Source organism: Rhodocyclus gracilis, from assembly GCF_009617575.1.
Taxonomy (GTDB): Bacteria; Pseudomonadota; Gammaproteobacteria; order Burkholderiales; family Rhodocyclaceae; genus Rhodocyclus; species Rhodocyclus gracilis.
Genome location: NZ_WIXJ01000002.1, coordinates 202,541 through 227,720, shown reverse-complemented (window position 1 = coordinate 227,720; position 25,180 = coordinate 202,541). Strand labels below are relative to the sequence as shown.

Annotated in this window: 20 protein-coding genes; 9 read left to right on the top strand and 11 right to left on the bottom strand. The window is 63.2% G+C overall.

Going from position 1 to position 25,180, the window contains the following annotated elements; all coding sequences use genetic code 11:
* Positions 1 to 50 precede the first annotated feature (50 nt).
* From GHK24_RS04220 to GHK24_RS04190, 7 genes are read right to left on the bottom strand one after another with little or no spacing between them, the layout of a single operon-like run.
* Entirely contained in the window at positions 51 to 1,034 is a 984-nt protein-coding gene (locus tag GHK24_RS04220) for an aldo/keto reductase (protein WP_153469514.1), read from the bottom strand.
* Positions 1,035 to 1,060: 26 nt separating this feature from the next.
* The gene (locus GHK24_RS04215) at positions 1,061 to 1,660 is read right to left on the bottom strand and encodes an NAD(P)H-binding protein (RefSeq protein ID WP_153469510.1); all 600 of its coding nucleotides are present in this window, start codon (positions 1,658 to 1,660) and stop codon (positions 1,061 to 1,063) included.
* Complete coding sequence (locus GHK24_RS04210; protein ID WP_153469507.1) at positions 1,657 to 2,808, bottom strand: iron-containing alcohol dehydrogenase; 1,152 nt, start codon at positions 2,806 to 2,808, stop codon at positions 1,657 to 1,659. Before GHK24_RS04210 ends, GHK24_RS04215 begins: the two co-directional genes overlap by 4 nt.
* A gap of 47 nt (positions 2,809 to 2,855) precedes the next feature.
* Positions 2,856 to 3,686: an SDR family oxidoreductase gene (locus tag GHK24_RS04205; protein ID WP_153469504.1), complete on the bottom strand. Its 831-nt coding sequence runs from the start codon at positions 3,684 to 3,686 to the stop codon at positions 2,856 to 2,858.
* A 29-nt stretch (positions 3,687 to 3,715) separates the two neighbouring features.
* Positions 3,716 to 4,189 carry a (R)-mandelonitrile lyase gene (locus GHK24_RS04200; RefSeq protein WP_153469501.1) on the bottom strand — a complete coding sequence of 158 codons (474 nt, stop codon included), beginning with the start codon at positions 4,187 to 4,189 and terminating at the stop codon, positions 3,716 to 3,718.
* Between the two features lie 5 nt (positions 4,190 to 4,194).
* Positions 4,195 to 5,352 carry an aldo/keto reductase gene (locus tag GHK24_RS04195; protein WP_153469498.1) on the bottom strand — a complete coding sequence of 386 codons (1,158 nt, stop codon included), beginning with the start codon at positions 5,350 to 5,352 and terminating at the stop codon, positions 4,195 to 4,197.
* A 16-nt stretch (positions 5,353 to 5,368) separates the two neighbouring features.
* Positions 5,369 to 6,574, bottom strand: coding sequence for an aldo/keto reductase (locus GHK24_RS04190; RefSeq protein ID WP_228384531.1), 1,206 nt, complete (start codon positions 6,572 to 6,574; stop codon positions 5,369 to 5,371).
* 177 nt (positions 6,575 to 6,751) lie between these two features.
* Here GHK24_RS04190 and GHK24_RS04185 point away from each other — a divergent pair, with 177 nt between their 5' ends.
* On the top strand, positions 6,752 to 7,693 hold the full coding sequence (locus GHK24_RS04185; RefSeq protein WP_340666094.1) for a LysR family transcriptional regulator: 942 nt from the start codon (positions 6,752 to 6,754) through the stop codon (positions 7,691 to 7,693).
* 176 nt (positions 7,694 to 7,869) lie between these two features.
* Here the strand turns inward: GHK24_RS04185 and GHK24_RS04180 are convergent, their stop codons facing one another.
* From GHK24_RS04180 to GHK24_RS04170, 3 genes are all read right to left on the bottom strand, one after another.
* Complete coding sequence (locus GHK24_RS04180) at positions 7,870 to 10,755, bottom strand: adenosylcobalamin-dependent ribonucleoside-diphosphate reductase (protein ID WP_153469495.1); 2,886 nt, start codon at positions 10,753 to 10,755, stop codon at positions 7,870 to 7,872.
* Positions 10,756 to 11,131: 376 nt separating this feature from the next.
* A complete protein-coding gene (locus GHK24_RS04175) occupies positions 11,132 to 12,322 on the bottom strand; it encodes an acetate/propionate family kinase (protein ID WP_153469492.1) in 1,191 nt (396 codons plus the stop codon).
* The gene (locus GHK24_RS04170) at positions 12,319 to 13,746 is read right to left on the bottom strand and encodes a bifunctional enoyl-CoA hydratase/phosphate acetyltransferase (RefSeq protein WP_153469489.1); all 1,428 of its coding nucleotides are present in this window, start codon (positions 13,744 to 13,746) and stop codon (positions 12,319 to 12,321) included. The genes GHK24_RS04175 and GHK24_RS04170 overlap by 4 nt, the downstream gene beginning before the upstream one ends.
* Positions 13,747 to 13,927: 181 nt before the next feature.
* On the opposite strand from GHK24_RS04170, the gene GHK24_RS04165 reads away from it, so the two are divergent.
* Genes GHK24_RS04165 through GHK24_RS04155 form a run of 3 tightly spaced genes read left to right on the top strand, consistent with a single transcriptional unit; the run spans position 13,928 to position 18,964 of the window.
* Entirely contained in the window at positions 13,928 to 14,905 is a 978-nt protein-coding gene (locus tag GHK24_RS04165) for an HlyD family secretion protein (RefSeq protein ID WP_153469486.1), read from the top strand.
* Between the two features lie 6 nt (positions 14,906 to 14,911).
* Complete coding sequence (rbbA, locus tag GHK24_RS04160) at positions 14,912 to 17,794, top strand: ribosome-associated ATPase/putative transporter RbbA (protein WP_340666093.1); 2,883 nt, start codon at positions 14,912 to 14,914, stop codon at positions 17,792 to 17,794.
* A 3-nt stretch (positions 17,795 to 17,797) separates the two neighbouring features.
* Complete coding sequence (locus tag GHK24_RS04155; RefSeq protein WP_153469483.1) at positions 17,798 to 18,964, top strand: ABC transporter permease; 1,167 nt, start codon at positions 17,798 to 17,800, stop codon at positions 18,962 to 18,964.
* Between the two features lie 106 nt (positions 18,965 to 19,070).
* Here the strand turns inward: GHK24_RS04155 and GHK24_RS04150 are convergent, their stop codons facing one another.
* On the bottom strand, positions 19,071 to 19,514 hold the full coding sequence (locus tag GHK24_RS04150) for a universal stress protein (RefSeq protein WP_153469480.1): 444 nt from the start codon (positions 19,512 to 19,514) through the stop codon (positions 19,071 to 19,073).
* A 231-nt stretch (positions 19,515 to 19,745) separates the two neighbouring features.
* Here GHK24_RS04150 and GHK24_RS04145 point away from each other — a divergent pair, with 231 nt between their 5' ends.
* The 5 genes from GHK24_RS04145 (at position 19,746) to GHK24_RS13875 (ending at position 25,178) form a co-directional block, all read left to right on the top strand.
* Entirely contained in the window at positions 19,746 to 21,152 is a 1,407-nt protein-coding gene (locus GHK24_RS04145; RefSeq protein WP_153469476.1) for an MBL fold metallo-hydrolase RNA specificity domain-containing protein, read from the top strand.
* Between the two features lie 185 nt (positions 21,153 to 21,337).
* Positions 21,338 to 23,167, top strand: coding sequence for a PHA/PHB synthase family protein (locus tag GHK24_RS04140; protein ID WP_153469474.1), 1,830 nt, complete (start codon positions 21,338 to 21,340; stop codon positions 23,165 to 23,167).
* Between the two features lie 211 nt (positions 23,168 to 23,378).
* Positions 23,379 to 24,065: a Bax inhibitor-1/YccA family protein gene (locus GHK24_RS04135; protein ID WP_153469471.1), complete on the top strand. Its 687-nt coding sequence runs from the start codon at positions 23,379 to 23,381 to the stop codon at positions 24,063 to 24,065.
* A gap of 136 nt (positions 24,066 to 24,201) precedes the next feature.
* Positions 24,202 to 24,693, top strand: a complete 492-nt coding sequence (locus GHK24_RS04130) for a hemerythrin domain-containing protein (protein WP_153469468.1) — start codon at positions 24,202 to 24,204, stop codon at positions 24,691 to 24,693.
* 77 nt (positions 24,694 to 24,770) lie between these two features.
* Positions 24,771 to 25,178 carry a DUF2249 domain-containing protein gene (locus GHK24_RS13875; protein WP_340666092.1) on the top strand — a complete coding sequence of 136 codons (408 nt, stop codon included), beginning with the start codon at positions 24,771 to 24,773 and terminating at the stop codon, positions 25,176 to 25,178.
* Positions 25,179 to 25,180 lie beyond the last annotated feature (2 nt).

Genomic DNA, 25,180 nt, shown 5'->3' with positions numbered 1-25,180 from the left:
GTCTGGCGTCGCCTCCGGGACGGACGCCGCCACTCGACCTCGCTCGATGCTCAAAGCCCTGTCCGTTTTTCCAGTGCCTCGGGGTAACGTGCGCCCTGAATGGGGATGCTGGCGGCGGCGGCATCAATGCGGGCGAGTTCATCCTGTCGCAGCCCGACCCAGGTCGCGCCGAGGTTTTCTTCCAGACGTCCCAGCTTTGTTGTGCCGGGGATCGGAACGATCCACGGCTTTTTGGCCAACAGCCACGCCAGAGCAATTTGTGCCGGTGTGCAGTCCTTCGCGACGGCAATCCCTTTCAGCAGATCAACCAACGACTGATTTGCCTTGCGCGCCTCTGCCGTAAATCGCGGCACGATGTTGCGGAAATCTGCGCCGTCGAAGCGCGTGTTCTCGTCAATCTTGCCGGTCAGATAGCCCTTTCCCAGTGGGCTGAAGGGCACGAAGCCGATGCCCAGTTCTTCCAGTGTCGGCAGCAGTTCGTCTTCGGGACGGCGCCACCACAAGGAGTATTCGCTTTGCACCGCCGTCAGCGGCTGCACGGCATGAGCACGGCGGATGGTATTGACACCTGCCTCCGACATTCCGAAATGCTTGACCTTGCCTTCAAGAATCAGTTGTCTGACCGTGCCTGCAACCTCCTCAATGGGCACATCAGGATCGACGCGATGCTGGTAGTAGAGGTCAATGGCTTCGACGCCCAGTCGTTTCAGAGAACCTTCGACGCTCTGGCGAATTTGCTCGGGACGGCTGCACTGGATTTGCTGACCACCCTCCATACGGATACCGAATTTTGTTGCAATTGCCACCTCTCCCCTGAAGGGGGCTAGCGCTTCACCCACCAGTTCCTCATTGACATAAGGGCCGTAGAGCTCCGCCGTGTCGAAGAAGGTGATGCCCCATTCGACGGCGTGGCGGATTAGAGAAATCATTTCCCGTTTCTCGGCCGGAGGGCCGTAGGCCATGCTCATGCCCATACAACCCAGACCGAGGGCCGATACTTCAAGTCCGCTACTGCCGAGTTTGCGTGTTTGCATTGGTGTATTCATGTCGAGTATTCGCATTAATTGTCTTCTCGGTGGACACCCAGACTGCTGCCGATTTCGAGTCCAGGCGTGGTCGCCAGCTTGATGATCAGGTGGGCGACACTCTTGCGCGATACGGTTTCATCCTTGGCCTTGAAGGCCTCACCTTTTTGCGTTGTGCCGTAAGCGACTTCATCCCGGTTGTTGAGCCACGCTGGCCGGATGATGGTGTAGTCGAGCCCGGACGCCTCGATGACCGCTGCACCGTCGCGGTACGGGTCAAGAATGCTGCGGTAGTGCTCCCCGGGGACTTCGCGGTAGATGCCCATCGAACTGACGAAGATCACGCGACGCACCGCGGTTTCACGCATGGCCGCCACGATATTCCGCGCCAACTGTTCCAAAGGTCCATCCAGATTGGCGTAGACCACATCCTGATCAGCCATGGCTGCCGTGAGGGCCGGTAGATCGAGCACGTCGCCCTCCACTACGCGGACACGGTCTGTATTTGCCCGACCCAGACGTTGCGCCTGGCGCAGATACAGCGTCAGGTGGGCATCACTTGTCTTTAGAAACAGCTCGGTGGCCACCCGCGCGATCTGGCCACCGGCACCCAGGATCAATACGTTCAGGCTCATTGCCGTGCGTGGTTGAGAATGGTGGTAACGACGTCGCGCGTGTAAATCTCGGCGATGCCGAACCACTGGGCGTTGCCGAGGATGTTTTCGATGGTCTTCGGCAAGTCAGCCTCGCGAATCCCCAACTGGGACAGACGGGTGGGCGTGCCGATCTTGTCGAACCACGCCTCCAGCGCAGCGATACCCTGTTCGGGGGTATCCACGCCGAATACGTGTTGGGCAAAACGCTGGAACTGCTGCGGATTGCGGCTGTGATACCACTTCATCCAGGCGGGGATGACCACCGACAGGCCGGCGCCATGTGGCACATTGAAGAGCGCCGACAAGGAGTGCTCGATCATGTGGTTGGGGTAGCTAAATCCGGCCGTGCCGGCATAGATCAGACCGTTCAGGGCTTGTGTGGAGGCCCAGGCGAATTCGGCGCGGGCGTGGTAGTCCTGCGGGTTTTCGAGCAGGGTCTCGGTCGTTTCGATCACCGTGTTGATGATGGCTTCGACCATGCGCGAATGAAATCTGGGCTGCTCCGTAGCGGTGAAATAGCCCTCGATCGCGTGCGCGATGATGTCGGCAGCGGAATACACCAGATAGTCGCGCGACACCGTCTGCATCAGCGCGGGATTGACGATGGAAACCTTGGGGAAGGTGTGGGGCGAGCTGATGGCAAACTTTTCCTTGGTTTGCTCATTGGTGACCACGGCGCCGTTGTTCATTTCGCTGCCGGTAGCTGCCAGCGTCAGGATGTCGAAAACCGGCAGAGCAGCCTCAATGCGGCCCTTGCCGATGAACAAGTCCCACACATCGCCCGCGTAAAGCGCGCCGGCGGCGATGGCCTTGGAGCTGTCGAGCACCGAGCCGCCGCCCACGCTGAGGACGGCATCGACCTGATGCGTGCGGGCCAGCGCAATGGCTTCGCGGACTTTGGAAAGTACCGGGTTGCTGACAATTCCGCTGCATTCGACGTATCGCACGCCACGCTCGTTCAGACTGTCACTCACCGTCGCAAACAGTCCGTCGCGCTTGATCCGGTCGCTGCCATAGCACAGCAGGACGTTCTTGATGCCATGCCCGGCCAGAATCTGGCCAATCAGCTGCTCCTTGCCCGTGCCGAACTCGATCTTGGTCGGATTGAAGAAGGTGAAGTTTTCCATGTTGAGTCCTCCGTTGTTTCTGTCGGTTAATTTCGCAAGAGCGAGCTTCATGTGGCGGGGGCCAGTTCACCAAACCAGTAGGCAGCCGTGACGCCGCCATCCATCAGGAAATCACTGCCAGTGATGAAAGCGCCATCCGGCCCCATCAGCAGGGCGGCGACGTTGCCTACTTCATCCGGCGTTCCGGCTCGGCCGACGGCACACAGGTCAATCATCCGCCGGTAGCCCGGCCCTCTCGGGCCCGCGAGTTCATCCCTGGCGAGCGGTGTGATGATGATTCCGGGGCTGATCGTGTTGATCCGGGCGCCACGCTTGCCCCAGCGAACCGCCTCGGCCATGACCCGTAGCGAATTCGCGCGTTTGGATAACTGATAGGCACGGAGTGGATCGCTCACTTGATCCGGCTGAAGCATCGGCAGCGTCAGCAGTTCATCGGCAGGGGTAAGCGCCAGCGCCTTGTTCTGTTCGTCGGTCAATGCCGGCAGACGATGGCCGGATTGCGAGGCGATAACGACACCGGAACCCCCCCGGGCAATCACGTTTCCGAACTCTTCCAGCACGACGGCAGTACCGTACAGATCCACCTTCAGGATGGTTTCGGGAGACGCCTGCGTTGGCGAGACACCCGCGGCATGAATCAGCCCGCTGATGTCACCAAGTGCCTGCGCTTGCTCGACCAACTCATGGATTGACTGCCGTGACGAAACATCGACCACGGCGGTGCTGACCTCAAACCCGGCATCGCGGAGAGTCTTGGCTGCAGCCAGAGCATTCTCTTCACGCAGATCGGCCAGCAGAACTTTCTTGCCCACTCCAACCCTTCTTGCGATGGCTTGGCCAATCGAACCCGGGCCAATGACGACAACAACTTTGCCCATGATGTGTTCCTTTCGTTATTCAGCTTGGCCTATCGACTTCCGAACTGGTCGTCGCTGACCTTTTCCAGCCATTCGACGACATTGCCATCGAGCACTTCGGCGATGGCGATATGCGTCATCGCGGTGCTGCCAGAAGCCCCGTGCCAATGCTTGACCCCGGGTGGAATCCAGACCGTATCGCCGGCCCGGATGTCCTGCACCGGGCCACCCCATTGCTGTACCCTCCCTGAGCCTGCGGTCACGATCAGGGTCTGTCCTAGCGGATGGGTGTGCCAGGCAGTTCGCGCACCAGGCTCGAAGGTGACGGTGGCACCGCTGATACGTGCCTGGCCGCTGCCTTTGAAAGGGGTGTCAATGCGGACGACCCCTGAAAAGAACTCGGTGGGGCCGGCGGCAGAGGCTTGCGTACCAATGTGGGTGACTTGAACGCCCGCCAATTCTTCGGCACCAGCAGCACTTGCAATCAAGCCAGCCGTGGCCACGGTGGCAATGAGGTTTTTCATGGGGATTACTCCTTGGTTGGGGCTTCTTGGCCCGACATGACCAGCAATTCCTTGCGCAAGCGCTCACCATGAACAGTGATGGATGCGAAAGCGGTATTGAACTCATGCAGTTCGGTAGGCGTGAAATGTACCGACAGCGCTCCCAAGTCTTCATCCAGGTGGGCCGGATTGGTCGTACCTGGGATCGGCACAATCCAGGGGCGTTGGGCCAGTAACCAGGCGAGCGCCACCTGAGCGGGAGTCGCTTCCTTGCGCTTGGCCCAGGACTGCAACATTTCGACCAAGGGCATGTTCGCCTTGAGGTTTTCCGGGGTGAAGCGCGGGTTGAAGCTGCGATAGTCGGTATAGCCAGGGCCGTCAAAACGGGAGTTAGGGCCAAGCTTGCCGGTCAGGAAGCCCAGTCCCAGTGGACTCCAGGACACCAGTCCAACGCCCAGTTCCTCGAAGATGGACAACTCGTCCCGTTCCGGGCCTCGCCACAGCAGTGAGTATTCGTTTTGCACTGCTGTCACGGGTTGAACGGCATGTGCCCGGCGCAGGGTTTTCATGCCGGGTTCCGACAGGCCAAAGTGCCTGACCTTGCCACGGGCGATCAGGTCTTTGACCGTACCAGCCACATCCTCGATGGGCACCTTGGGATCGACGCGATGCTGGTACAGCAGGTCGATGGCCTCAACGTTCAGACGCTTCAAGGAGTCATCGACTACCTGACGAATATGTTCCGGGCGGCTGTTCAGAGCGCCGGTCCGACGCCCGTTCGCGTCGATGTCAAAGCCGAATTTGGTCCCGATCACCACATCGCCCTTGAACGGGGCCAGTGCCTGGCCAACGAGTTCTTCATTAACGAAGGGGCCATAGACCTCGGCTGTGTCGAAATAGGTCACTCCGCGTTCAACCGCCTGATGAATCAGGGCGATCATCTCCTGCGTATCCTTCGGCGGGTTGTACTGCCCTCCATTCATGGTCATGCAGCCGAGGCCAATCGCGGACACTTCCAGAGTGCCGAGCTTTCTCTTTGGCATGCGGCCCTGTGGCCGACTGGGAGCAGCCTGAGCCGAAGCGATTGGCATCGTTGCCATGGCCATGGCAAGACCAACAGCCATGAATTGACGACGGCCAACGCTTTCGATGGGCGCCCCGCTTACGTTGTTTTGCTCACTCATGGCTTTCTCCTTGTTCCTAGTTCGCGGACGATGTTTGGCGGAGCGGGGAAATGCCGTGTCCGCCAACGGAAGAGGTACCGGCACGGGCGCCGATGTCGATCAGCCCCATCACTGCTTCCGCGGAACGCTCGCCGACGATATTGAGACTGGCGTAGCCCGTGTCGATGTCCTCAACGTCCTTGGCAGTAAGCTTGACCTGGACTGCCGCTACGTTTTCCCGGAGGTGGGCGATCTTGGTTGTGCCGGGAATGGGAACGATCCATGGCTTCCGGGCGAGCAACCAGGCTAACGCAATCTGGCCGGGCAGAACGCCATGGCGTTCTGCGACCCTTTCCAGTAATGCGATCACGGACCGGTTAGCGATCATCGCTTCGTGGGTAAAGCGCGGCATGGTGGCGCGCAGGTCGATACCCTTGGCAAAAGTTGCCGAGGCCGGGATTCTTCCTGTCAGATAGCCCTTGCCGAGTGGTCCCCAGGCGACCAGGCCGATGCCCAATTCCTCGCAGACCGGCAACACTTCGCCCTCTGGGTCACGCGACCAGATGGAGTATTCATTCTGGACAGCAGCCAGCGGTTGTTCGGCATGGGCACGGCGTATCGTCGCCGCCCCCGCTTCCGACAGACCAAAGTGTTTCACCTTGCCTTCCTGGATCAGCTGTTTGACCACGCCCGCCACGTCTTCTATCGGCACATTGGGATCGACGCGGTGCTGGTACAACAGGTCGATGACATCGGTGTCCAAGCGCTTGAGCGAGGCTTCGACCACCGTTCGGATATGCTCCGGCCGGCTGTTAAGACCACGAATCTGGCCAGCACTGTCGATATCGAAGCCAAACTTGCTGGCGATCACCACCTTGTCGCGTACCGGTTTGAGCGCGGCGCCGACATAGTCCTCGCTGATGTAGGGACCATAGACCTCGGCCGAATCGAAGTATGTGACTCCATGTTCATAGGCGTCCTGGATCAGGCGAATGGCATCGGGTTTCGGAATCGGCGGCGCAAAACCCCAGGCCACGTTCATGCAGCCCAAGCCAATCGCCGAGACCCTGAGGGCGCCCAACTGACGCATCGGCATTTCGAGCTTGCGCGCACGGGCCGCCCTACCGGCCGCGGTCACATTGCCTGAGACCATCGTCATGGCTGCCAGCAGCATTGACGCCGTCAGAAAGTCCCGGCGCCCCGGTGATATATCCTGGCGATCGTTTTGATCTATGGAGTTCATCGCCCTAGTCCTTTGCCATACTTGGTTGCGGTTCCGCCGTGCCGGCTTTTCCGTGGTGCTCATCTGTTGGGCTGAAGATTAGCCATCTCACTGTCCATTTAATAGCGTCCAAAAGCTTGAACCAGTAGCAATTAAAAGTTGATAATCGACCTGTTCTGAACAGCCTCTGGAGCTACGGTGCCAATCAACGAATTACGGGCGATGGAAATCTTTGCGAAGGCCGTCGAACTGGGTAGCCTGCGCAAGGCCGCCGCCGCTCAAGGCATGAGTCCGCAGGCAGCCAGTCAGGCCTTGTCGCAACTGGAACAGCGTCTGGGCGTCCGCTTGCTGCATCGCACGACCCGCAGCATTTCCCCGACCGACGAAGGGCAGCAACTCCTGGAGGCTACGCAGCCCGCCTTGGCGATGCTGGAGCGAGCCCTGCAACGCGTCCGCAGCGCCAAGGACGAAATCGCCGGGCCGCTCCACATCGCCGCACCCCGCTCGGGCTTTGTTCCGGTGATATGGCCGGTACTCAATGCGTTCTGTGAGCAATACCCGGAGATACAGCCCGACCTGCATCTCGATGATCACATCAGCAACTGGGTGCTGGAGCGGGCCGATGTTGGCTTCCGGATCGGTGCGCCCCCCGAAGAAGGCTTGATTGCCCGAAAGCTCTTCCCCATCCAGTTGATCATCTGTGCATCGCCGGCCTATCTGGAGCGGCATGGCTTGCCACTGCGCCTTGAAGACCTGGCCGCGCATCGGTGTAGCGTCTTTCGCCATCCGGCGACCGGGAAGGTCTATCCGTGGTACGTGAAAGTCGATGGCGAGTTAGTCAGCCGCGACCTGCCGCCCGCAATTTCTACCAACGACATCGAACTCGAACTGCGAGCGGTGCTGGACGGTCAGGTGGTTGGACAGTTGTCGGCGATCTCGGCAGTGCCGCACATCCGGGCCGGCAGACTCAGGCCACTGCTTCTTCAGCACATGACTGCCCATATGGGCGTCTACCTCTACTACGGCAGTCGCCGGGCCCAACCGGCACGCGTGCGGCGGTTTATCGAATTCGCTCTGGATCAGCTGAGCAATCAAACGGAATTCGTGCTGACTGATTCGGAATTGCAGGCTGGGCCGTAGATCAGGAACTGCGTGCCTGGCCGTCTGTTCCGCCAGCAGATGTTGAGCACAAAAAAATCCCCGGTGAGGAACTGATCACCGGGGATTTTTTAGGGGGGGCATCTGCTGCAACCGACATTTGGCGGGCTACTCCGGCCTTTTGCTCGCGCAGTGAGGCCGGAGTTTCGCTCTCCCCATCAGCCGCACGAGCCAACGGCACCGCAGGCGGTGCAGAAGTCGCAGCCGTCCTTGCGAATGACGGTGTGGTTGCCGCACTCGTTGCACAGTTTGCCGGCGGTGGGCTTGGCGGCGACGCTGTCGGCCGGCGTTTCGAGAATGCCCATCTGCGTGATTGGTAGACCGTTTTCGTCGAGGATGCCGAGCATGGCGTAGCGGTGGATGATGAGGTGCGCGAGATAGGCCACCGTCGACGGGTAGTTCTGCTGGCGGCGGGTGCCGGGGACAAAGGCCATGAAGTCGCCGAGCGGTTCCGGGTAGTCGAGCAGCTTACGCAGCTTCATGCCGATCCAGGCCGGATCGAGCACGCGCATGTCGAGCGACAGCAGCTTGGTCAGACCGTCCAGGGCACGCGGGTAGTTGCCCGAGAGCCAGACCGAGTAGGGACGGGTGACGCCGTCGGGCAGCATGATTTCCTTGAGGCCGAGTACGAAGTCTTCGCCGGTGGCCGGGTTGAAGACGTCGACCGTCCAGGAGAGCGTGCCGTCGGTGCCGGTCTTCGGCTCTTTCAGGCTGAAGAGGGCGTCGAGCACCGGCGTCGGGCCGGTGTTGCGGAAGGCGCCGATCTGTTCAACGCGGTACTGGATCAGTTGCGCCATGGCCGCGACGATGGATGGCACGCGCTTGTCGCCGCCGTGCGGCGGCATCGGCAGATCGAAACCTTCGCCATCGGGCGTCTTGGCCAGCGATTCGAGCTTGAGCTTGAGCCAGGCGCTGTCGTTGGCGCGCATGTCCATCGACAGCGTTTTGGCGACGGCGCCTAAGCCGCGCGGTGCGGCCGGGCCATTGACCCAGACTTCGAAGGGCCACGCCTGACCTTCCTGTTCGACGTCGCCGACGAAGAGGGCGAATTTGCCCTGCGGCTGCTCGACCATGTACGTCCAGGCCAGATTGCCGTCCGGCAGGGTCGGGCGATTCGGCCAGCGCAGGCTGGAGAGCACGGGGGCGGGCAGGTTCTTGATGGTCAGGCGGCGATTGGCGTCGCCGCTGACGAAGTCCTGCGGTTGTTTCTTTTCTTCGGTCTGCTTTTGCGATTCGACGGAGAGCACCGAGCCGAGCACGCTGTTCGGTCGGTAGGTGGCGAGTCCCTTGAGGCCCGATTTCCAGGCGCTCATGTAGAGATCCTGGAATTCTTCGTAGGGATATTCGGCGGGAACGTTCACCGTCTTGGAGATTGCCGTGTCGATGAACGGGGCGACGGCGGCGACCATGTTCTTGTGCGCCGTGGCAGAGATTTCGAGCGCGGTGACGAAGTATTCCGGCAGTTTTTCGACGTCGCCGCCGAGGTGCTTGAAGAGGCGCCAGGCGTAGTCTTCGACGGCGTATTCCTTGAGCGTGCCGTCGGCCATGCGCTTCTTGCGGTTGTAGGTCCAGGAGAAGGGGGGTTCGATGCCGTTGCTGGCGTTGTCGGCAAAGGCGAGCGAAATGGTGCCGGTCGGCGCGATCGACAGCAGGTGCGAGTTACGCAGGCCGTGCTTGCGGATCGCGTTCTTGATCTCGGTCGGCAGACGCGAGGCGAAGTTGCCGCCGGAGAGGTAGAGCTCGGCGTTGAAGAGCGGGAAGGCGCCGCGCTCCCTGGCGAGTTCGACCGAGGCCAGATAGGCCGTGTCGCGCAGGAATTCGGAGATGCGTTCGGCCATCGCCGTTGCTTCGGGACGGTCGTAACGCAGGCGCAGCATGCACAGCGCGTCGCCCAGACCGGTGAAGCCGAGGCCGACACGGCGCTTGTTGGCGGCTTCTTCGCGCTGGCGGTCGAGCGGCCAGGCGGTGACATCGAGCACGTTGTCGAGCATGCGCGTCGATACCTTGATCACTTCGCCAAAGGCGGCGAAGTCGAATTCGGCGTCGCTGGAGAAGGCTTTGTTGACGAAGCGCGTCAGGTTGATCGAGCCGAGGCAGCAGCAGCCGTAGGGCGGCAGAGGCTGTTCGGCGCAGGGGTTGGTCGCTTCGATCAGCTCGCAGTAGTAGAGGTTGTTGTCCTTGTTCATGCGGTCGAGGAAGAGAATCCCCGGCTCGGCATGGTCGTAGGTGGACTTCATCACCTGTTCCCACAGGTCGCGGGCGTGCACGGTGCGGTACACCCAGAGGCCGTCTTCTCGCTGGAAGGCACCATTGCGCTTCATTTCGGTGTTCGGCTCGGCGCGGTGGACGAGTTCGACGTTGGCGTCGTCCTCGACGGCTTGCATGAAGGGATCGGTGACGCCGATGGACAGGTTGAAGTTGGTCAGGTCGCCCTTGTCCTTGGCGTGGATGAAGAGTTCGATGTCCGGGTGATCGCAGCGCAGGACGCCCATCTGCGCGCCGCGGCGGGCGCCGGCGGATTCGACGGTTTCGCACGAGCGGTCGAAGACGCGCATGTACGACACCGGGCCGGAAGCGCGCGATTGCGTGCCCTTGACGCGCGCGCCTTGTGGGCGGATCGATGAGAAGTCATAGCCGACGCCGCCACCACGACGCATGGTTTCGGCGGCTTCGGCGAGCGCGCTGTAGATGCCGGGCTTGCCATCGACGACTTCGACGATGGAGTCGCCGACGGGTTGGACGAAGCAATTGATCAGCGTTGCCGCCAGATCAGTGCCAGCCGCCGAGTTGATGCGGCCGGCCGGTACAAAACCGTTTTCCTGCGCCCACAGGAAGCGGCCTTCCCAATGCGCGCGCTGCTTTTCGTCTTCGCGCTCGGCGAGCGCGTGGGCAACGCGGCGACGCACGTCGCCAACGCTCGTTTCCTTGCCTTTGGCGTATTTTTCGATGAGCACTTCCACCGAAATCTCCTGTTCGGGCAGGGGGGCGATGGCGGGGGCTTCGGGAATGCTGGCGAGCGAGAGTTGCTGCGCGTCTTTACTCATTGTCGTGTCTTTCGTATTCGCGTTGGATTGTGAGGCGTTCGTTCTGTCGTCGGTTCGGCGCCGGGCGCGGCCATCGATGGGTGGTCGGTGTCGGCTCTCTTGGTCGGCCATATCATCATTTCGCCCCCCGTTTGTCTTCGCGCCAGCGCCTTGTGCCGGGCGGCTGTCGCGGACAGAAACGGAGATTTTTTGAACGAATTTCGGGGTGTGATTGCCGGGCGTTGCGGCTGGCACCAGAGCTAATGGCGCTAGCGGGCCGTGGTCATCGGTCGGGTGATAAGCTACTACAGGTAGTGGCATCGTGCAACGACTTGACTAAATGTAGTTTCCAGCGGTGCTGGCCGCAGGGCTATGGCAAGTCCTTGAATGTGCGGCGCTAGACCCTCATGCCGAGCAGTTCCGCGGTGTGGCAGGCGATCATCCATTCTTCATCGGTGGGGATGATCAGCACCTCGACGCGGCTCTCCGCGGTACTGATGCGCGTTGCCGCGCGGCGGTTGCTGTCGGCGTCGAGAGTCGCGCCGAGCCAGGCGCATCCTTCGACGATGCGGCGCCGGATTTCACCGGCGTGCTCGCCGATGCCGCCGCAGAAAACGAGCGCGTCGATGCCGCCGAGTGCGGCGGCGAGACTGCCTATTTCCCGTATGGCCCGATAGCAGAAGAGCTCGATGGCTTCGCTAGCGGCCGGGTGCTCGCTGGCGAGCAGGGTGCGCATGTCCTGACTGATGCCGGAGACGCCGAGCAATCCCGACTCGTGGTAGAGCAGATGCGTCAGCGCGGCGGCGTCAAGGCCGCGGCTTTCGAGCAAGTAGAGGATCACACCGGGGTCGATGTTGCCGGTGCGCGTGCCCATGACGAGGCCGTCGAGCACCGTGAAGCCCATCGTCGTGGCAACGCTCTGGCCTGCCTGAAGGGCGCACAGGCTGGCGCCGTTGCCAAGGTGGGCTACGACGACGCGGCCCTCGGCACGTGTCGTGTACTGCGGCAGACGACGGGCGATGAATTCGTAGGAAATGCCATGAAAGCCGTAGCGCTTGATGCCGGAGTCGGTCAGCGCGCGAGGCAGCCCGAAGTCGCGGGCGACGGCGGCTTGCTGGCTATGGAAGGCGGTGTCGAAGCAGACGACCTGGCTTGCCTCGGGCATCAGCGCGGCCAAGGCGCGCACGCCGGCGAGATTGTGCGGCTGATGCAGCGGGGCGAGCGGGCAGAATGCTTCCAGCGCGATGAGGAGTTCTGGCGTCACGCGTGCGGGTTGGGTGCAGACCTCGCCACCGTGCACGACGCGATGGCCGACGGCGACGATCTGCCAGTGCCCTTCACCGCCTTCGGCCTGCGGCAGCCAGCGCAGCAAGGCGGCGAGGGCGTCTTCGTGGTCGATGCCCGGCGCGAGGGAGAGTTCGGGCAGGTGGGCGCCGTCTTCGTCGCGTGCTTTCAGGCTGACCTCGGCGCCCAGTCCGTCGATCTGCCCGGAGAGGGCCGGCCGCTTGGCCAGTCCGCCGGCGGTGTCGAAAAGGGCGAACTTGATCGACGACGAGCCGGCGTTAATGGTGAGGATGCCGTGTCTCATCGCGTGTTCTCCGTGTGATTGGCCGGCGGGTTGGCGTGGGCGATGAGGACGGCCAGGACGCACGAGGCGATGCGCGTCTCGCAAGTGTCGGCGCGGCTCGTCAGGACGATCGGTACGCGCGCGCCGAGGACGATGCCGGCGGTCAGTGCGTTGGCGAGGTATTCCAGTTGTTTGGCCAGCATGTTGCCCGATTCGAGATCCGGAACGACGAGAATGTCGGCCTGCCCGGCGACGGCAGAGTGAATTCCCTTGCTCTTGGCGGCAACGAGCGACACGGCGTTGTCGAAGGCCAGTGGGCCGTCGAGGAGTCCGCCGGTGATCTGCCGCCGGTCGGCCATTTTGCACAGGGCCGCTGCGTCGAGCGTGGATGGCAGCGAGGGATTGACCGTTTCGACGGCAGACAGAATGGCGACCTTTGGCGTCGGCACGCCGATGATCTGCGCGAAATCGATGGCGTTCTGGATGATGTCGCGCTTCTCCGCCAGCGAAGGGGCAATGTTGACGGCGGCGTCGGTAATCAGGATCGGCCGCGGATAGGTCGGCACGTCCATCACGAAGACATGGCTGATGCGCCGTTCGGTGCGCAGACCGCTGCTGCGGGCGACGACTTCGGCCATCAGTTCGTCGGTGTGCAGGCTGCCTTTCATCAGCGCCGCGGCATCGCCATTGCGCGTCAGGCTGACCGCCATGGCGGCGGCGGCGTGACTGTGCGGGACGTCGACGAGGCGATGCGCGGCGAGATCGAGTGCGTTTTCGGCCGCAACGGCCCGTATCTTGGCGGCCGGGCCGACGAGGATGGGCGTGATCAATCCGGCCTCAGCGGCGGCGAGGGCGCCGCCGAGCGATTCCGCGTCGCAAGGGTGGACGACCGCCATGTCGACGGGCGGCAGGCCGCTGGCGCGCGCCAGCAGCGTTTGCAGGCGGGCATAGCGGTCGGAGATGGTCACCTCCGGCAATGCGGCGCGGCGGGTGCGGTATTTCTGCGTCGGCGCCAGCACTTCGGCGCTGCCGCTGACGACGCTCTGGCCTTCCTGATTGCGGCATTCGCAGTCGAAGACGATGTGCCGGTTGTGCGCGAATTTTTCGCGGGCGGTGACGACGATGTGGATGGTATCGCCGAGACTGACTGGACGCAGAAAGCGCAGCGAGTGTTCGAGGAGCAGCGTGCCGGGGCCGGGCAGTTGCGTCCCGAGAACGGTCGAAATCAGCGAGGCGCTCCACATGCCGTGGGCGACGACATCGCGAAACAGGCCGCTCTGCGCGAATTCAGGATCAACATCTCCGGCGTTGGCGTCTCCGGACATGACGGCAAACAGCTGGATGTCCTCGGGACGCAGCGTGCGCGTCAACTCGGCGCTATCGCCGAGGGCAATGTCGTCGTAGGTGCGGCTTTCGAGTATCTGCGGCAGCGTTTCCCTCGCCATGCGACGGGCCTCCTGTGGCTGTGCTGTCAGGGACCAAGCCTAGCACCGGATGATGAAAAAATGGCGACACCGCGGAGCGGAATCGCCGGCGGCGTATGTGCGCCGGCAGACGGGAACCTTTTTGCGCGGATGAGATATACTATTGATTATTACTGACCGGTCAGTCATTAAAGGGGTTGGCATGGCTTTGGGCATCTCGCGTTCGCAGGTTGTGATTGGGCTGGTCGTTCTGGCGGGGGGCGCGGCGGCGGCCTACTTTCTGACACGTCCGCCCGCTTTGCCGGCCGGCTTTGCCACCGGTGCCGGGCGGATTGAGGCGACGGAGGTCGACGTTGCCACCAAGGTGCCGGGCCGGCTGCTGCGCTTGCAGCCGCGCGAAGGGGCGACGCTGCGGGCCGACGAAGTCGTCGGCGAACTTGATGCCCTCGATGTTGCCGCCCAGTTGCGCGCAGCCGAGGCGCAGGTACGGCAGGCGCAGGAGGCTGTTCGCGAGGCGCGCGAGGGCGTGCGCAAGGGCGAGGCTGACCAGCGGCTTGCCCAGCGCACACTGGCCCGTTCGCAGGAACTCGTGCAACGCGGCTTCATCAGCAAGGATCGTCTCGACCGCGATCTGAGCGCCGAGGACGGTGCCGTAGCGGCTCTCGCCGCGGCGCGGGCGCGGGTCGATGAGGCCGATGCCGCGCAGGCAGCGGCGGTGGCGCGTGCGGACAGCCTGCGTGCCAACGTTGGCGAGACCGTGCTGAAGGCGCCCATCGACGGACGCGTGCTGTACCGCCTGGCCGAGCCGGGACAGGTGTTGCCGGCGGGGGGCAAGGTGCTGACCCTGCTCGATTTCAGCGACGTTTTCCTCTACGTCTTTTTGCCCGCCAACGAAGCGGGGCGCGTGGTGCTTGGCAGTGAAGCGCGGATCGTCGCTGACGCGTGGCCGGATCAGGTGATTCCGGCGCATGTGAGCTTCGTCTCGCCGCGCGCGCAATTCACGCCGCGCGAAGTGGAAACCCGCAACGAGCGCGAAAAACTCATGTTCCGCGTGCGCCTGAAGGTCGACGCCGACTGGTTGCAGGCCAACGTACAGCGCATCACCGTCGGTACGCCCGCCGTGGCGTGGTTCCGTCTCGATCCTGCGCAGCCGTGGCCGGATAAGCTGGGCAAAAGGTAAGCGCCCGTGCCGGCTCCCGGCGTTCTTTCCCCGCAGGTGCTCGCCGTGCCACCGGTCGTGCGCGTGCGGTCGCTCAGCCAGCGCTATGGCAAGGTGACGGCGCTCGACGACGTGACGCTCGATCTGCCCGCAGGCGGCATGGTCGGGCTGATCGGGCCGGACGGCGTCGGTAAATCGACGCTGCTGTCGCTGATTTCCGGCGCGCGCGTTGTGCAATCGGGATCGCTGGAAGTGCTGGGCGGCGATATCGCCAATCGCCGCCACCGCGTCCGCGTGCAGCCACGCATCGCCTATATGCCGCAGGGGCTCGGGCGTAATCTTTACCCGACCTTGTCGGTACTCGAAAACGTCGATTTTTTCGGGCGCCTCTTCGGGCAGAAGGCGCGCGAGCGCCGTACGCGTATCGACGAATTGCTCACAAGCACCGGCCTTGCGGCATTCCGCGACCGGCCGGCGGCGAAGCTCTCCGGCGGCATGAAGCAGAAGCTGGGGTTGTGCTGTGCGCTCATTCACGACCCGGATCTGCTGATTCTCGATGAGCCGACGACCGGCGTCGATCCCTTGTCTCGCCGGCAGTTCTGGGAGTTGATCGACACCATCCGCGCGCGCCGGCCGGGCATGACGGTGCTCGTTGCCACGGCGTACATGGAAGAAGCCGCCGGCTTCGGCTGGCTGGCGGCGATGGACGAAGGGCGTGTCATCGGCACCGGTTCTCCCGCCGAACTGCTGGCGAAGACGGGCGAGACGACGCTGGAGAACGCGTTCATCGCGCTTCTGCCGGAGGCCAAGCGGCACGGCCATCAGACGCTGACGATCCCGCCGCGTCAGGTGGACGCTGACGAATCCGCTCATCTGGCGATCGAGGCCGATGGTTTGACGCAGCGCTTCGGCGATTTCACGGCGGTGGATCACGTCAGCTTCCGCATCGGCCGTGGCGAGATATTCGGCTTCCTCGGCTCGAACGGCTGCGGCAAGACGACGACGATGAAGATGCTCACCGGCCTCTTGCCGCCGACTGAAGGAACGGCGCATCTCTTTGGCCGTGAGGTTGACGCCAAGGACCTCGATACGCGCAAGCAGGTCGGCTACATGTCGCAGTCGTTCTCGCTCTACGGCGAGCTGACGGTGCGGCAGAACCTCGAGTTGCACGCGCGTCTCTTCCATCTGCCGGAGGAGAAGATCGCCGCGCGCATCGATGCTCTGGTGACGCGCTTCGGCCTGATGACGTATCTCGACGATAGCGCCGACGCCTTGCCGCTTGGCATCCGGCAGCGCCTGTCCCTGGCGGTGGCGGTCGTTCATTCACCGAAACTGCTCATTCTTGACGAGCCGACTTCGGGCGTCGATCCGATTGCGCGTGACGAATTCTGGGCCTTGCTGATCGAGCTATCGCGCCAGCAGGGCGTCACCATCTTCATTTCCACGCACTTCATGAACGAGGCCGAGCGCTGCGACCGCATTTCGCTGATGCACGCTGGCCGGGTGCTGGCGAGCGACACGCCGGCGGGGCTGTGCCGGGCGCGGGGAACGGCGACGCTGGAGGAGGCCTTCATCGCTTTCCTCGAAGAGGCGAACGCCGCTTCGGCCAGCGCGGCGAAGGCGGCGTCGCCCGCCACCGAGCCGACGGCACCCGGCGAGTCTCCCGCGCCATCGAATAGCGCGGCACCGCCGGCCAGGGAGGCCGTGGCAGAGGCTACGCCAGCAGCAGGTACACCTTCCGGCGAGATGCCGGCCAGCATCGCTGCGGCGGCAAAGCCGCCCCCGTGGTTCAGCCTGCGTCGTCTGCTTGGCTACGCCTACCGCGAGACGCTGGAGTTGCGCCGTGATCCGATTCGCCTGACCTTCGCCTTGCTGGGCTCGGTCTTGCTCATGTTCGTGCTCGGCTACGGCATTTCGCTTGACGTGGAAGGCTTGCGTTTCGCCGCGCTCGACCGCGACCAGACGCCGGAGAGCCGTGCTTATCTGCACAACATCGCTGGTTCGCGCTACTTCATCGAGCAGGCGCCACTCACCGGCGATGCCGATCTCGACCAGCGCATGCGGCGCGGGGAAGTGGCACTGGCGGTGGAGATTCCTTCCGGCTTCGGGCGCGATCTGCGCCGCGGTCGAACGCCAGAGGTCGGCGTCTGGATCGATGGCGCCATGCCCTACCGCGGCGAGACGGTACGCGGCTATGTCGAAGGGATGCACCGACGCTATCTCGCCGATCTGGCCGTCGACGCCAGTGGCGGCGAGGGGGTCGCTGTCGCCAGCATCGAGGCGCGCTATCGCTACAACCAGGACGTGCGCAGCATCTACGCCATGGCACCGGCGGTGGTGCCGCTGCTGCTCGTTTTCGTGCCGGCCATCCTGATGGCGCTCGGCGTCGTGCGCGAGAAGGAATTGGGGTCGATCACCAACCTGTACGTGACGCCGGTGACACGGCTGGAATTTCTGCTCGGTAAACAGCTGCCGTACATCGCCATGTCGATGGTGAGTTTTTTTGCGCTCGTGCTACAGGTCATTGTCGTGTTCGGTGTGCCGGTGAAGGGCAGTTTTCTCGCCTTGAGCGTCGGTGCCCTGCTGTATGTGACGGCGACGACCGGTATCGGCCTGCTGATTTCGACCTTTACCAATACGCAGATTGCCGCGCTCTTTGGCACGGCGATCCTGACCATGCTGCCGACCATCCAGTTTTCCGGGCTGACCTCGCCGGTGAGCTCGCTGGAAGGGATGGGCTACTGGATCAGTCAGGGCTATCCGGCGACGTATTTTCTGAATATCAGCCGGGGTGTCTTCACCAAAGCCCTGGGCTTTGCCGATCTGGGCCGCGAATTTCTGGCACTGGCGATCTTCATCCCGGTGCTGACCCTGTCGAGTCTTGCGCTGCTGCGCAAGCAGGAGCGCTAGCCGATGAAACGCGTCTCCATCTTTTCGCCCGACCATCCGCTGCGGCTGCATCTGGCAAATATCTACCGGCTTGGCGTCAAGGAACTGCGCAGCCTCGCCGCCGACAAAGTGCTGCTGACGCTGATCGTCTGGGCGTTTTCGGGCGCGATCTACGAGGCGGCGACCGGTACCTCGCTGGAACTGCACAAGGCGCCGGTAGCGGTGGTCGATGAGGACGATTCGCCGCTGTCGCGGCGTCTTGCCGATGCGCTCTATCCGCCGTTTTTCCATACGCCGGTCAAGATTACGCTCGCCGAACTCGACCCGGCGATGGATCGCGGCCGCTATTCGTTCGTGATCGTCATTCCGTCGAACTTCGAGCGCGATCTTGTCGCGGGGCGCAGTCCGGACGTGCAGCTCAACATCGACGCGACGATCATGAGCCAGGCCTTCATCGGCGCCGGCTACATCCAGAACATCGCCGCCGGGGAAATCAGCGAGTACCTCACGGGGCGGCGTGATTCGGCGCAGACGCCGATCAATCTGGTGACGCGCGTGCGCTTTAACCAGAACCTCAACGGTCTCTGGTTCGGCGGCGTAATGGAGGTGATCAACAACATCACCATGCTGACGATCATCCTCGTCGGCGCGGCACTCATTCGCGAGCGCGAGCATGGCACCATCGAGCATCTGCTGGTGATGCCGCTGGCGCCGTTCGAGATCGTTCTGGCGAAAATATGGGCGAACGGTCTGGCGGTGCTGATCGGTGCCAGCTTTGCCCTGCTCGTCGTCGTGCGTCAGGTGCTGGGGGTGCCGATTGCCGGCTCACTGCCACTGTTTTTGTGCGCGGCGAGTCTATATCTCTTTGCCGCTGCGTCGATTGGCGTCTACCTCGGTACTGTCGCGCGTTCGATGCCGCAGTTGGGGCTGCTGATCATTCTCGTGATCATCCCGCTGCTCATGCTTTCGGGGGGCACCACGCCGCGCGAAAGCATGCCGGAGGCGGTGCAGAACTTCATGCTGCTGGCGCCGACCACTTATTTCGTGCGTCTGGCGCAAGCCATCCTCTATCGTGGCGCCGGCTTTGCGGCCGTGTGGACAGACCTGCTGGCGATGCTGGCCTTGGGGAGCGTGTTCTTCTCGCTGGCGCTGGAACGTTTCCGCCGTTCGGTGACGCAGACTCAGGTCTAACGGAACGTGTAAATGCCGGGGCGCCCATTACCTTGCCTTTCGCCAGCCGCACGCGCGAATGGGATTGGCGTGGCGCTGGCGAAGGGCAAGGTGGCGTGCCGGGCCTCTAGCGGTAGACCAGCACCGGGATTTTCGAATGCGTGAGGACCTTGTTCGTTTCGCTGCCCAGCAGCAGGCCGCTGATGCCGCGCCGGCCATGCGAGGCCATGAAGATGAGGTCACAGTGATGGCGCGTCGCCGCTTCGATGATCGCTTCCCAGGGCACATCGCTGGTCAGCGAGACCGTGTCGCAGGGAACGCCGTTTTCCTGCGCGAGCTGGGCGATGAAGGCGAGGTTTTCGTGTGACTGCTGTTCGGCCAGCTCGGCGAATTTCTCCGGCGAGGTCGGATCGATCAGGGCACCTTCGCCATAGTAGGTGACGGGGTAGCCGGGCTTGGCGAAAAAGGCGGTGATCCGGGCGCCGGTTTCTTTGGCAAACGTCACCGCGCGGCGCGAGTTTTCCTGAGAAAGCAAGGAGCCGTCGGTGGGGACGAGAATGTTTTTGAACATGGCATGAACCTCTTGACGGAAAAAGGGGCAGTAACGACTGCTACAGCACGAATCGCGCGCGCACCGGCAGGGTGGCGGTTCGCCAATCCTGCCCTGCGCGCTGCGGCAAGCGCTGTGGGCTCATCCTACGCCTGGCAGGCTATGCCCCACAACCGGCGAGCAGGGTGACAGGAAGCGCTTTACGGGTTCTGAACGTCCGCCGGCAGGCGGCAATTTATGGGGAGAACAACAATGAAAATTGTCTTTCATGGCGCCGCCGGCGAGGTGACCGGCTCCTGTACCCAGGTAACGAACGAGACGGCGAATTTCCTGGTCGACTGCGGCATGTTTCAGGGCGGACGGGAGGCCTATGCCAAGAATGTTTCGGCGCTGTCGTTCGACGTACGCGCGCTCGATTTTGTCGTTCTCACGCACGCCCATATCGACCATGCCGGATTGCTGCCGCGTCTGGCCATGCTTGGCTTTCGCGGGCCGATTTACGCGACGCCGGCGACGATCGATCTTGTCAGCGTGCTCTTGCAGGACAGCGCGCACATCCAGGAAAAGGAAAGCGAGTGGCAGTTGCGCCGTCAGCATCGCAATAGCGGCAAAGCGCGTGCAATGCAGGCGCCGCTCTACACGGTGACGCAGGCGCAGGCTGTGCTCGGACAGTTGCGTGCCGTCGACTATGGCGAGAGCTTCGAGCCGGCGGCTGGCGTGCGCTGCCGTTTGCGGAATTCCGGGCATATTCTCGGCTCGGCCATCGTCGAGCTCTGGCTCAGCGAGAAGGATGCAACGCGCAAACTCGTCTTCTCCGGCGATCTGGGGCAGCCGCAGCGGCCTGTTTTGTGTGACCCGGAGTGGATCGAGGAGGCGGATGCCGTGTTCATCGAATCGACCTACGGCAATCGGTTGCACCGACCGCTGACGGAGACGGAGGATGAGATCGTCGAGGCCTTCACCTCGACCCTGCACGAACGCGGCGGAAACGTCATCATCCCGTCGTTTGCCGTCGGGCGGACGCAGGAAATGCTCTTCGTCATTGCCGATCTGGTGCGGCGCGGACGGCTCTCGCCGCTGACGGTCTACGTCGATTCGCCGATGGCGAGTACGGCCACCCAGATCACCCTGCGGCACCAGACGCTTCTCGATGCCGAAACGCTCGACTTGCTCGACTGGCAGCGCGCCCATCCGGAGGCGGTGCGCGTGCAGTTCGTCGCCGACGCCGAAGAGTCGATCCGCCTCAACGAGGTGCGTTCGGGCGCGGTGATCCTCTCGGCCAGTGGCATGTGTGACGCCGGGCGGATCAAGCATCACTTGCAGCACAATCTGCCGCGACCGGAATGTACGGTGCTGATCACCGGCTTTCAGGCCGTCGGGACGCTGGGACGGCGCCTCGTCGACGGGGCGCGGCTGGTGCGACTCTTTGGCGAGCCGACGCCCGTACGGGCGGCGATTCGCACGATTGGCGGATTGTCGGCGCACGCCGACCAGGCTGCTTTGCTCGCCTGGCTGGGCGGCTTCGCGCATGCGCCGCAGCGAACATTCATCATGCACGGCGAAGCGGCGACCTCGGCGGCCTTCGCTGATCGCGTACGCGAGCGTCTGGGATGGGCGCAGGTCGAAGTGGCGCATCCGGAGCAGAGTTACGAACTGTGAGGGGCCCCACGCGAGGGGACGATGCCGTTTCCTCGCGTGGGCGGGGACGCTACCCTCCGTCCCGAAGCGCTCCGGCCTCATATGCGCGCCGGTCGTGTCGCCCGTGATGTGGGTTGCTGCGCCGATAGGTGCTCGTTGTCGTACGACGCTGACGGTGGCGTCATGTCTGAGCGAAGGAGGCTGTCATGGATACACGCGAATCGTTGCCCGCGCACCACCCCGCCGCATCCGGGCGAGGGGCTGCGGATGCCATCGCAGGGCTGTCGCCTGAACACGCCAATGGCGTCGAACGCGCCTTGCTTGCGGCAGAACAGCGCCTTGACCCCTTTGGCGTCACTACCTCTGTGCTCAATGCCTGCGCGGCGTGGCTTGCACATCCCATGGAACTGTCGCGCGCGCTGGCCGGCTGGAGCGACGAGTATGTTGCCCTGCAACAGCGGCTTGTTCGCCGTGCCTGGGGGCTGCCGGAGGAGGCGGCGGATGTGGGGGCGAATCGGGCCGTAACTCGCCGCAATGTCGACGATCCGCGCTTTAGCGATCCGGTCTGGAGCGAGTCGCCCAGCTGGAGCATCCTCAAGGACAACTATCTTCTCTTCACCCGGCGTTTGCAGGACATGCTCTTCGAGACGCCGGGGCTGTCCGAAAAGTCGCGTCGGCGCGCGGCGTTCTGGGTGCGTGAATGGCTCAACGCCATGGCGCCGACCAATTTTTTCTGGAGCAATCCGCTGGCCTGGCAGAAGTTCGTCGACAGCCACGGGGAGAGCCTGTTGCGCGGCGCTGCCTTGTGGGCGGACGACCTCAAGGCGGGGACAGTGCGCATGGTCGACGAGCACGCCTTCACGGTGGGCGTCGATCTGGCGCTGACGCCGGGGCGCGTTGTCCTGCGCAATCGGTTGCTGGAGCTGATTCACTACGCGCCGACGACGCCGACCGTGTTTGCCACGCCGATCGTCATCGTCACGCCGTGGATCAACAAGTACTACATCCTCGACCTCACGCCGCAAAAGAGCCTCGTCCGCTATCTCGTCGCGCAGGGGTTTTCGGTCTTCATCACCAGCTGGAAAAATCCCGATGCCGCCATGGCCGACGTGCGCTTCGACGATTATTTGCGCGAGGGCGTCGATCAGGCTGTGACGGAGGCGCTCCGCATCAGCCGGGCGAAGCAGGTGCATCTGGTCGGCTACTGCATTGGCGGCACCCTCTGCGCCACCTACATGGCCTGGGCCAAACGCCAGTACGCGCCCGATCGCATGCCGGTGGCGCACTGGACCTTGCTGTCGACGCTGACCGATTTTGCGCGCCCCGGCGATATCGACGTCTTTATCGATGAGTCGAGCATCGCCGCGCTCGAAGAGATGATGGCGCGACAGGGTTATCTCGACGGCAGCCAGATGTCGTCGAGCTTCCGCCTGCTGCGCTCGAACAGCCTGATCTGGCACTACGTCACGCACAGCTACCTTTACGGCGAGGCGCCACCGGCCTTCGATGTGCTGTTCTGGAACGTCGACTGCACGCGTATGCCGCAGGCGATGCACTCGTTTTATCTGCGTGAGATGTACCTCAACAATAATTTAAAGAAGCGCGATGCCCTGACGATTGCCGGCCAGCCGATCGACCTCGACCGCATCGACGCGCCGCTCTACGCCGTGACGGCCGAGGACGACCATATCGCGCCCTGGCAGCAGTGTTATCGCATCCGCAAGTTCATCAACGTGGCGGCACCGATGCGCTTTGTCCTGTCTTCGTCCGGGCATATCTTCGGCATCGTCAATCCAGTGGTAAACCCGCCGAAGCGTCACTTTCGCGTCGGCGTGGCAGCGCGGAACGACCACGTCGAGCATTGGCTTGCGCACGCGGTCGAGCATCCGGGCTCGTGGTGGGAGGACTGGCGCGACTGGCTGGCGCCGCAGTGTGGCGAGCGCGTCGCGGTCACCGACGATCAGGCAGCGCCTGCGGCGGCGGCCGCCGCTGATCCCTCTGATGCCGCGCCGGGCCGCTATGTCCTGGAGCGCTAGGCTTTGCGGGAACTCTCTTTGTTCGATAAAGTCGATATGAATGAGTCGATAATGCGAATTTACCTGATGACAACAAGTCTGTAGATTGCGCTCTGCCGCAGTCCGGGGGCTTCTCCCTCCGGCGGCGGGGGCTGCCGGCCGCTTCCCCGGCTGGCAGCCCGTTTTGTCGATTGATCATTGCTTTCAACCTGTTTTGCCGAGGAGATACGTCATGAATCAACTGGGCCAGTCCCCGCTGTCGATTGCCCGTAGTGGCGACGTAGCGCGTTCGTCGCTGCTGTCATCGCACCGCGTGTTGCGCAATACCTATGCGCTGCTGGCGATGACGCTGCTTTTCTCCGCCGGTGTTGCGTCGGTGACCGCTTCGCTCGGTCTGCCGCATCCCGGCATTTTGATTACCCTCGTCGGATACTTCGGCCTGCTCTTCCTGACCACGCGCCTGCGCGACAGCGGTTGGGGCCTGTTGGCGGTATTTGGCCTTACTGGCTTCATGGGCTACACGCTTGGACCCATCGTCAGCCATTACCTCGCTTTGCCGGGGGGCGGACAGATCGTTGCCATGGCGATGGGCGGCACGGGTGCGGTGTTCCTGGGCCTGTCGGGCTACGCGCTGGTGAGCCGCAAGGATTTCAGCTTCATGGGTGGCTTCCTGACGGTGGGGATGCTGGTGGTGTTCCTCGCCAGCCTGGCGGCGGTGTTCTTCCATGTGCCGGGGCTGTCGCTGGCGGTGTCGGCAGCCTGCGTGCTGCTGATGTCGGGGCTGATCCTGTTTGAGACCTCGAACATCATCCACGGCGGTGAAACCAACTACATCATGGCTACCGTCAGCCTGTTCGTGTCGATCTACAACCTTTTCCTGAGCCTGCTGCAACTGACCGGCGTGCTGAGCGACGATTGATGCTGCCTGTAGTGCCTTGTGTGGCGCCGATTGCCGGCGGGGCCTCCTGCCGGCAATCCCGAATTTCTTGATTCGGCTCAAAGTCGCGACACGCGTGGCCTGAGGACAATGACCGCTCATTTTCTGAGGAGCGGTCATGACACAGATTCGGGACTTTCTGACTGGCGATCATCGCCATTGCGATGCCCTGTTTGCCGCCGTCGAGGCGGCCCTGGCGGATGAGGACAAGGCACGCGCGGCCGCCGCTTTCTCCGCTTTCAACGAGGCGATCCTCGCCCACTTCGCGGCGGAAGAGTCGCTGCTTTTCCCGGCGTTTGAGGCGGCAACCGGTATGTGCGAGGGGCCGACCGCCGTCATGCGCGGTGAGCACCGCCAGATGCGCGATCTGCTTGCCAGCGCTGCTGCCGCTCTGGCCGCAGGGAACAGCGACGACTATCTTGGCGATGCGGAAACGCTGCTCATCCTGATGCAGCAGCACAACGTCAAGGAAGAGAGCATTCTCTACCCGATGTGCGACCGCCAACTCGGCGTGGGCGGCGAGACGCTCGTCGGCGCGTTGCGCGAGTCAATTATCGGTGCCTCGCCTGTCAATGCCGCAGAGATCAGTTCTTCAGAGGCCGCCGCGTGACCGCGCCGGTTGAAGACGGAAGCCTGAGCGCGCCGGCCAGTGGACTCGCAGCCGCCGCCGGTGCTCCGTCTGAGGGCGTGAGCGCTTCTGCGCTCGCCGCTGTCTGTGCGGAGTGCGCGTGCCTCTTTGCCGCGGCCCAGGCCCAGGCTCAGGCGACGGGCGAGGGCGGCGGGGCGGTGCCGGCTGGCGATGTCGAAGCCCTTGGCGCGACCGAGGGGGGCGACTGGATCGATTCCCGCCGGCGCGCATTGGGCGCCGATGCCGTACTCGACGCCCGTGGTCTAGAGCCGCCCGAACCATTCGTGCGTACCTTCGAGGCGCTGGATGCCTTGCCGCCGGAGGGCAAGCTCCTGCTGTTGCTGCCGCGCGAGCCGCGTCCGCTTTACCGCGCCCTCACGCAACACGGGTATGCGTGGCGCACCACGCCGACGGCGCCGGGGATTTTCGAGATTCTCATTGCCCGGCGTATGGGCGAGGCGGGGTAAGG

Excerpts from the sequence above, each read along its gene's own strand:
- GHK24_RS04220 (WP_153469514.1), bottom strand. The coding sequence starts at position 1,034 with ATGCAAACACGCAAACTCGGCAGTAGCGGACTTGAAGTATCGGCCCTC.
- GHK24_RS04215 (WP_153469510.1), bottom strand. The coding sequence starts at position 1,660 with ATGAGCCTGAACGTATTGATCCTGGGTGCCGGTGGCCAGATCGCGCGG.
- GHK24_RS04210 (WP_153469507.1), bottom strand. The coding sequence starts at position 2,808 with ATGGAAAACTTCACCTTCTTCAATCCGACCAAGATCGAGTTCGGCACG.
- GHK24_RS04205 (WP_153469504.1), bottom strand. The coding sequence starts at position 3,686 with ATGGGCAAAGTTGTTGTCGTCATTGGCCCGGGTTCGATTGGCCAAGCC.
- GHK24_RS04200 (WP_153469501.1), bottom strand. The coding sequence starts at position 4,189 with ATGAAAAACCTCATTGCCACCGTGGCCACGGCTGGCTTGATTGCAAGT.
- GHK24_RS04195 (WP_153469498.1), bottom strand. The coding sequence starts at position 5,352 with ATGAGTGAGCAAAACAACGTAAGCGGGGCGCCCATCGAAAGCGTTGGC.
- GHK24_RS04190 (WP_228384531.1), bottom strand. The coding sequence starts at position 6,574 with ATGAACTCCATAGATCAAAACGATCGCCAGGATATATCACCGGGGCGC.
- GHK24_RS04180 (WP_153469495.1), bottom strand. The coding sequence starts at position 10,755 with ATGAGTAAAGACGCGCAGCAACTCTCGCTCGCCAGCATTCCCGAAGCC.
- GHK24_RS04175 (WP_153469492.1), bottom strand. The coding sequence starts at position 12,322 with ATGAGACACGGCATCCTCACCATTAACGCCGGCTCGTCGTCGATCAAG.
- GHK24_RS04170 (WP_153469489.1), bottom strand. The coding sequence starts at position 13,746 with ATGGCGAGGGAAACGCTGCCGCAGATACTCGAAAGCCGCACCTACGAC.
- GHK24_RS04165 (WP_153469486.1), top strand. The coding sequence starts at position 13,928 with ATGGCTTTGGGCATCTCGCGTTCGCAGGTTGTGATTGGGCTGGTCGTT.
- GHK24_RS04155 (WP_153469483.1), top strand. The coding sequence starts at position 17,798 with ATGAAACGCGTCTCCATCTTTTCGCCCGACCATCCGCTGCGGCTGCAT.
- GHK24_RS04150 (WP_153469480.1), bottom strand. The coding sequence starts at position 19,514 with ATGTTCAAAAACATTCTCGTCCCCACCGACGGCTCCTTGCTTTCTCAG.
- GHK24_RS04145 (WP_153469476.1), top strand. The coding sequence starts at position 19,746 with ATGAAAATTGTCTTTCATGGCGCCGCCGGCGAGGTGACCGGCTCCTGT.
- GHK24_RS04140 (WP_153469474.1), top strand. The coding sequence starts at position 21,338 with ATGGATACACGCGAATCGTTGCCCGCGCACCACCCCGCCGCATCCGGG.
- GHK24_RS04135 (WP_153469471.1), top strand. The coding sequence starts at position 23,379 with ATGAATCAACTGGGCCAGTCCCCGCTGTCGATTGCCCGTAGTGGCGAC.
- GHK24_RS04130 (WP_153469468.1), top strand. The coding sequence starts at position 24,202 with ATGACACAGATTCGGGACTTTCTGACTGGCGATCATCGCCATTGCGAT.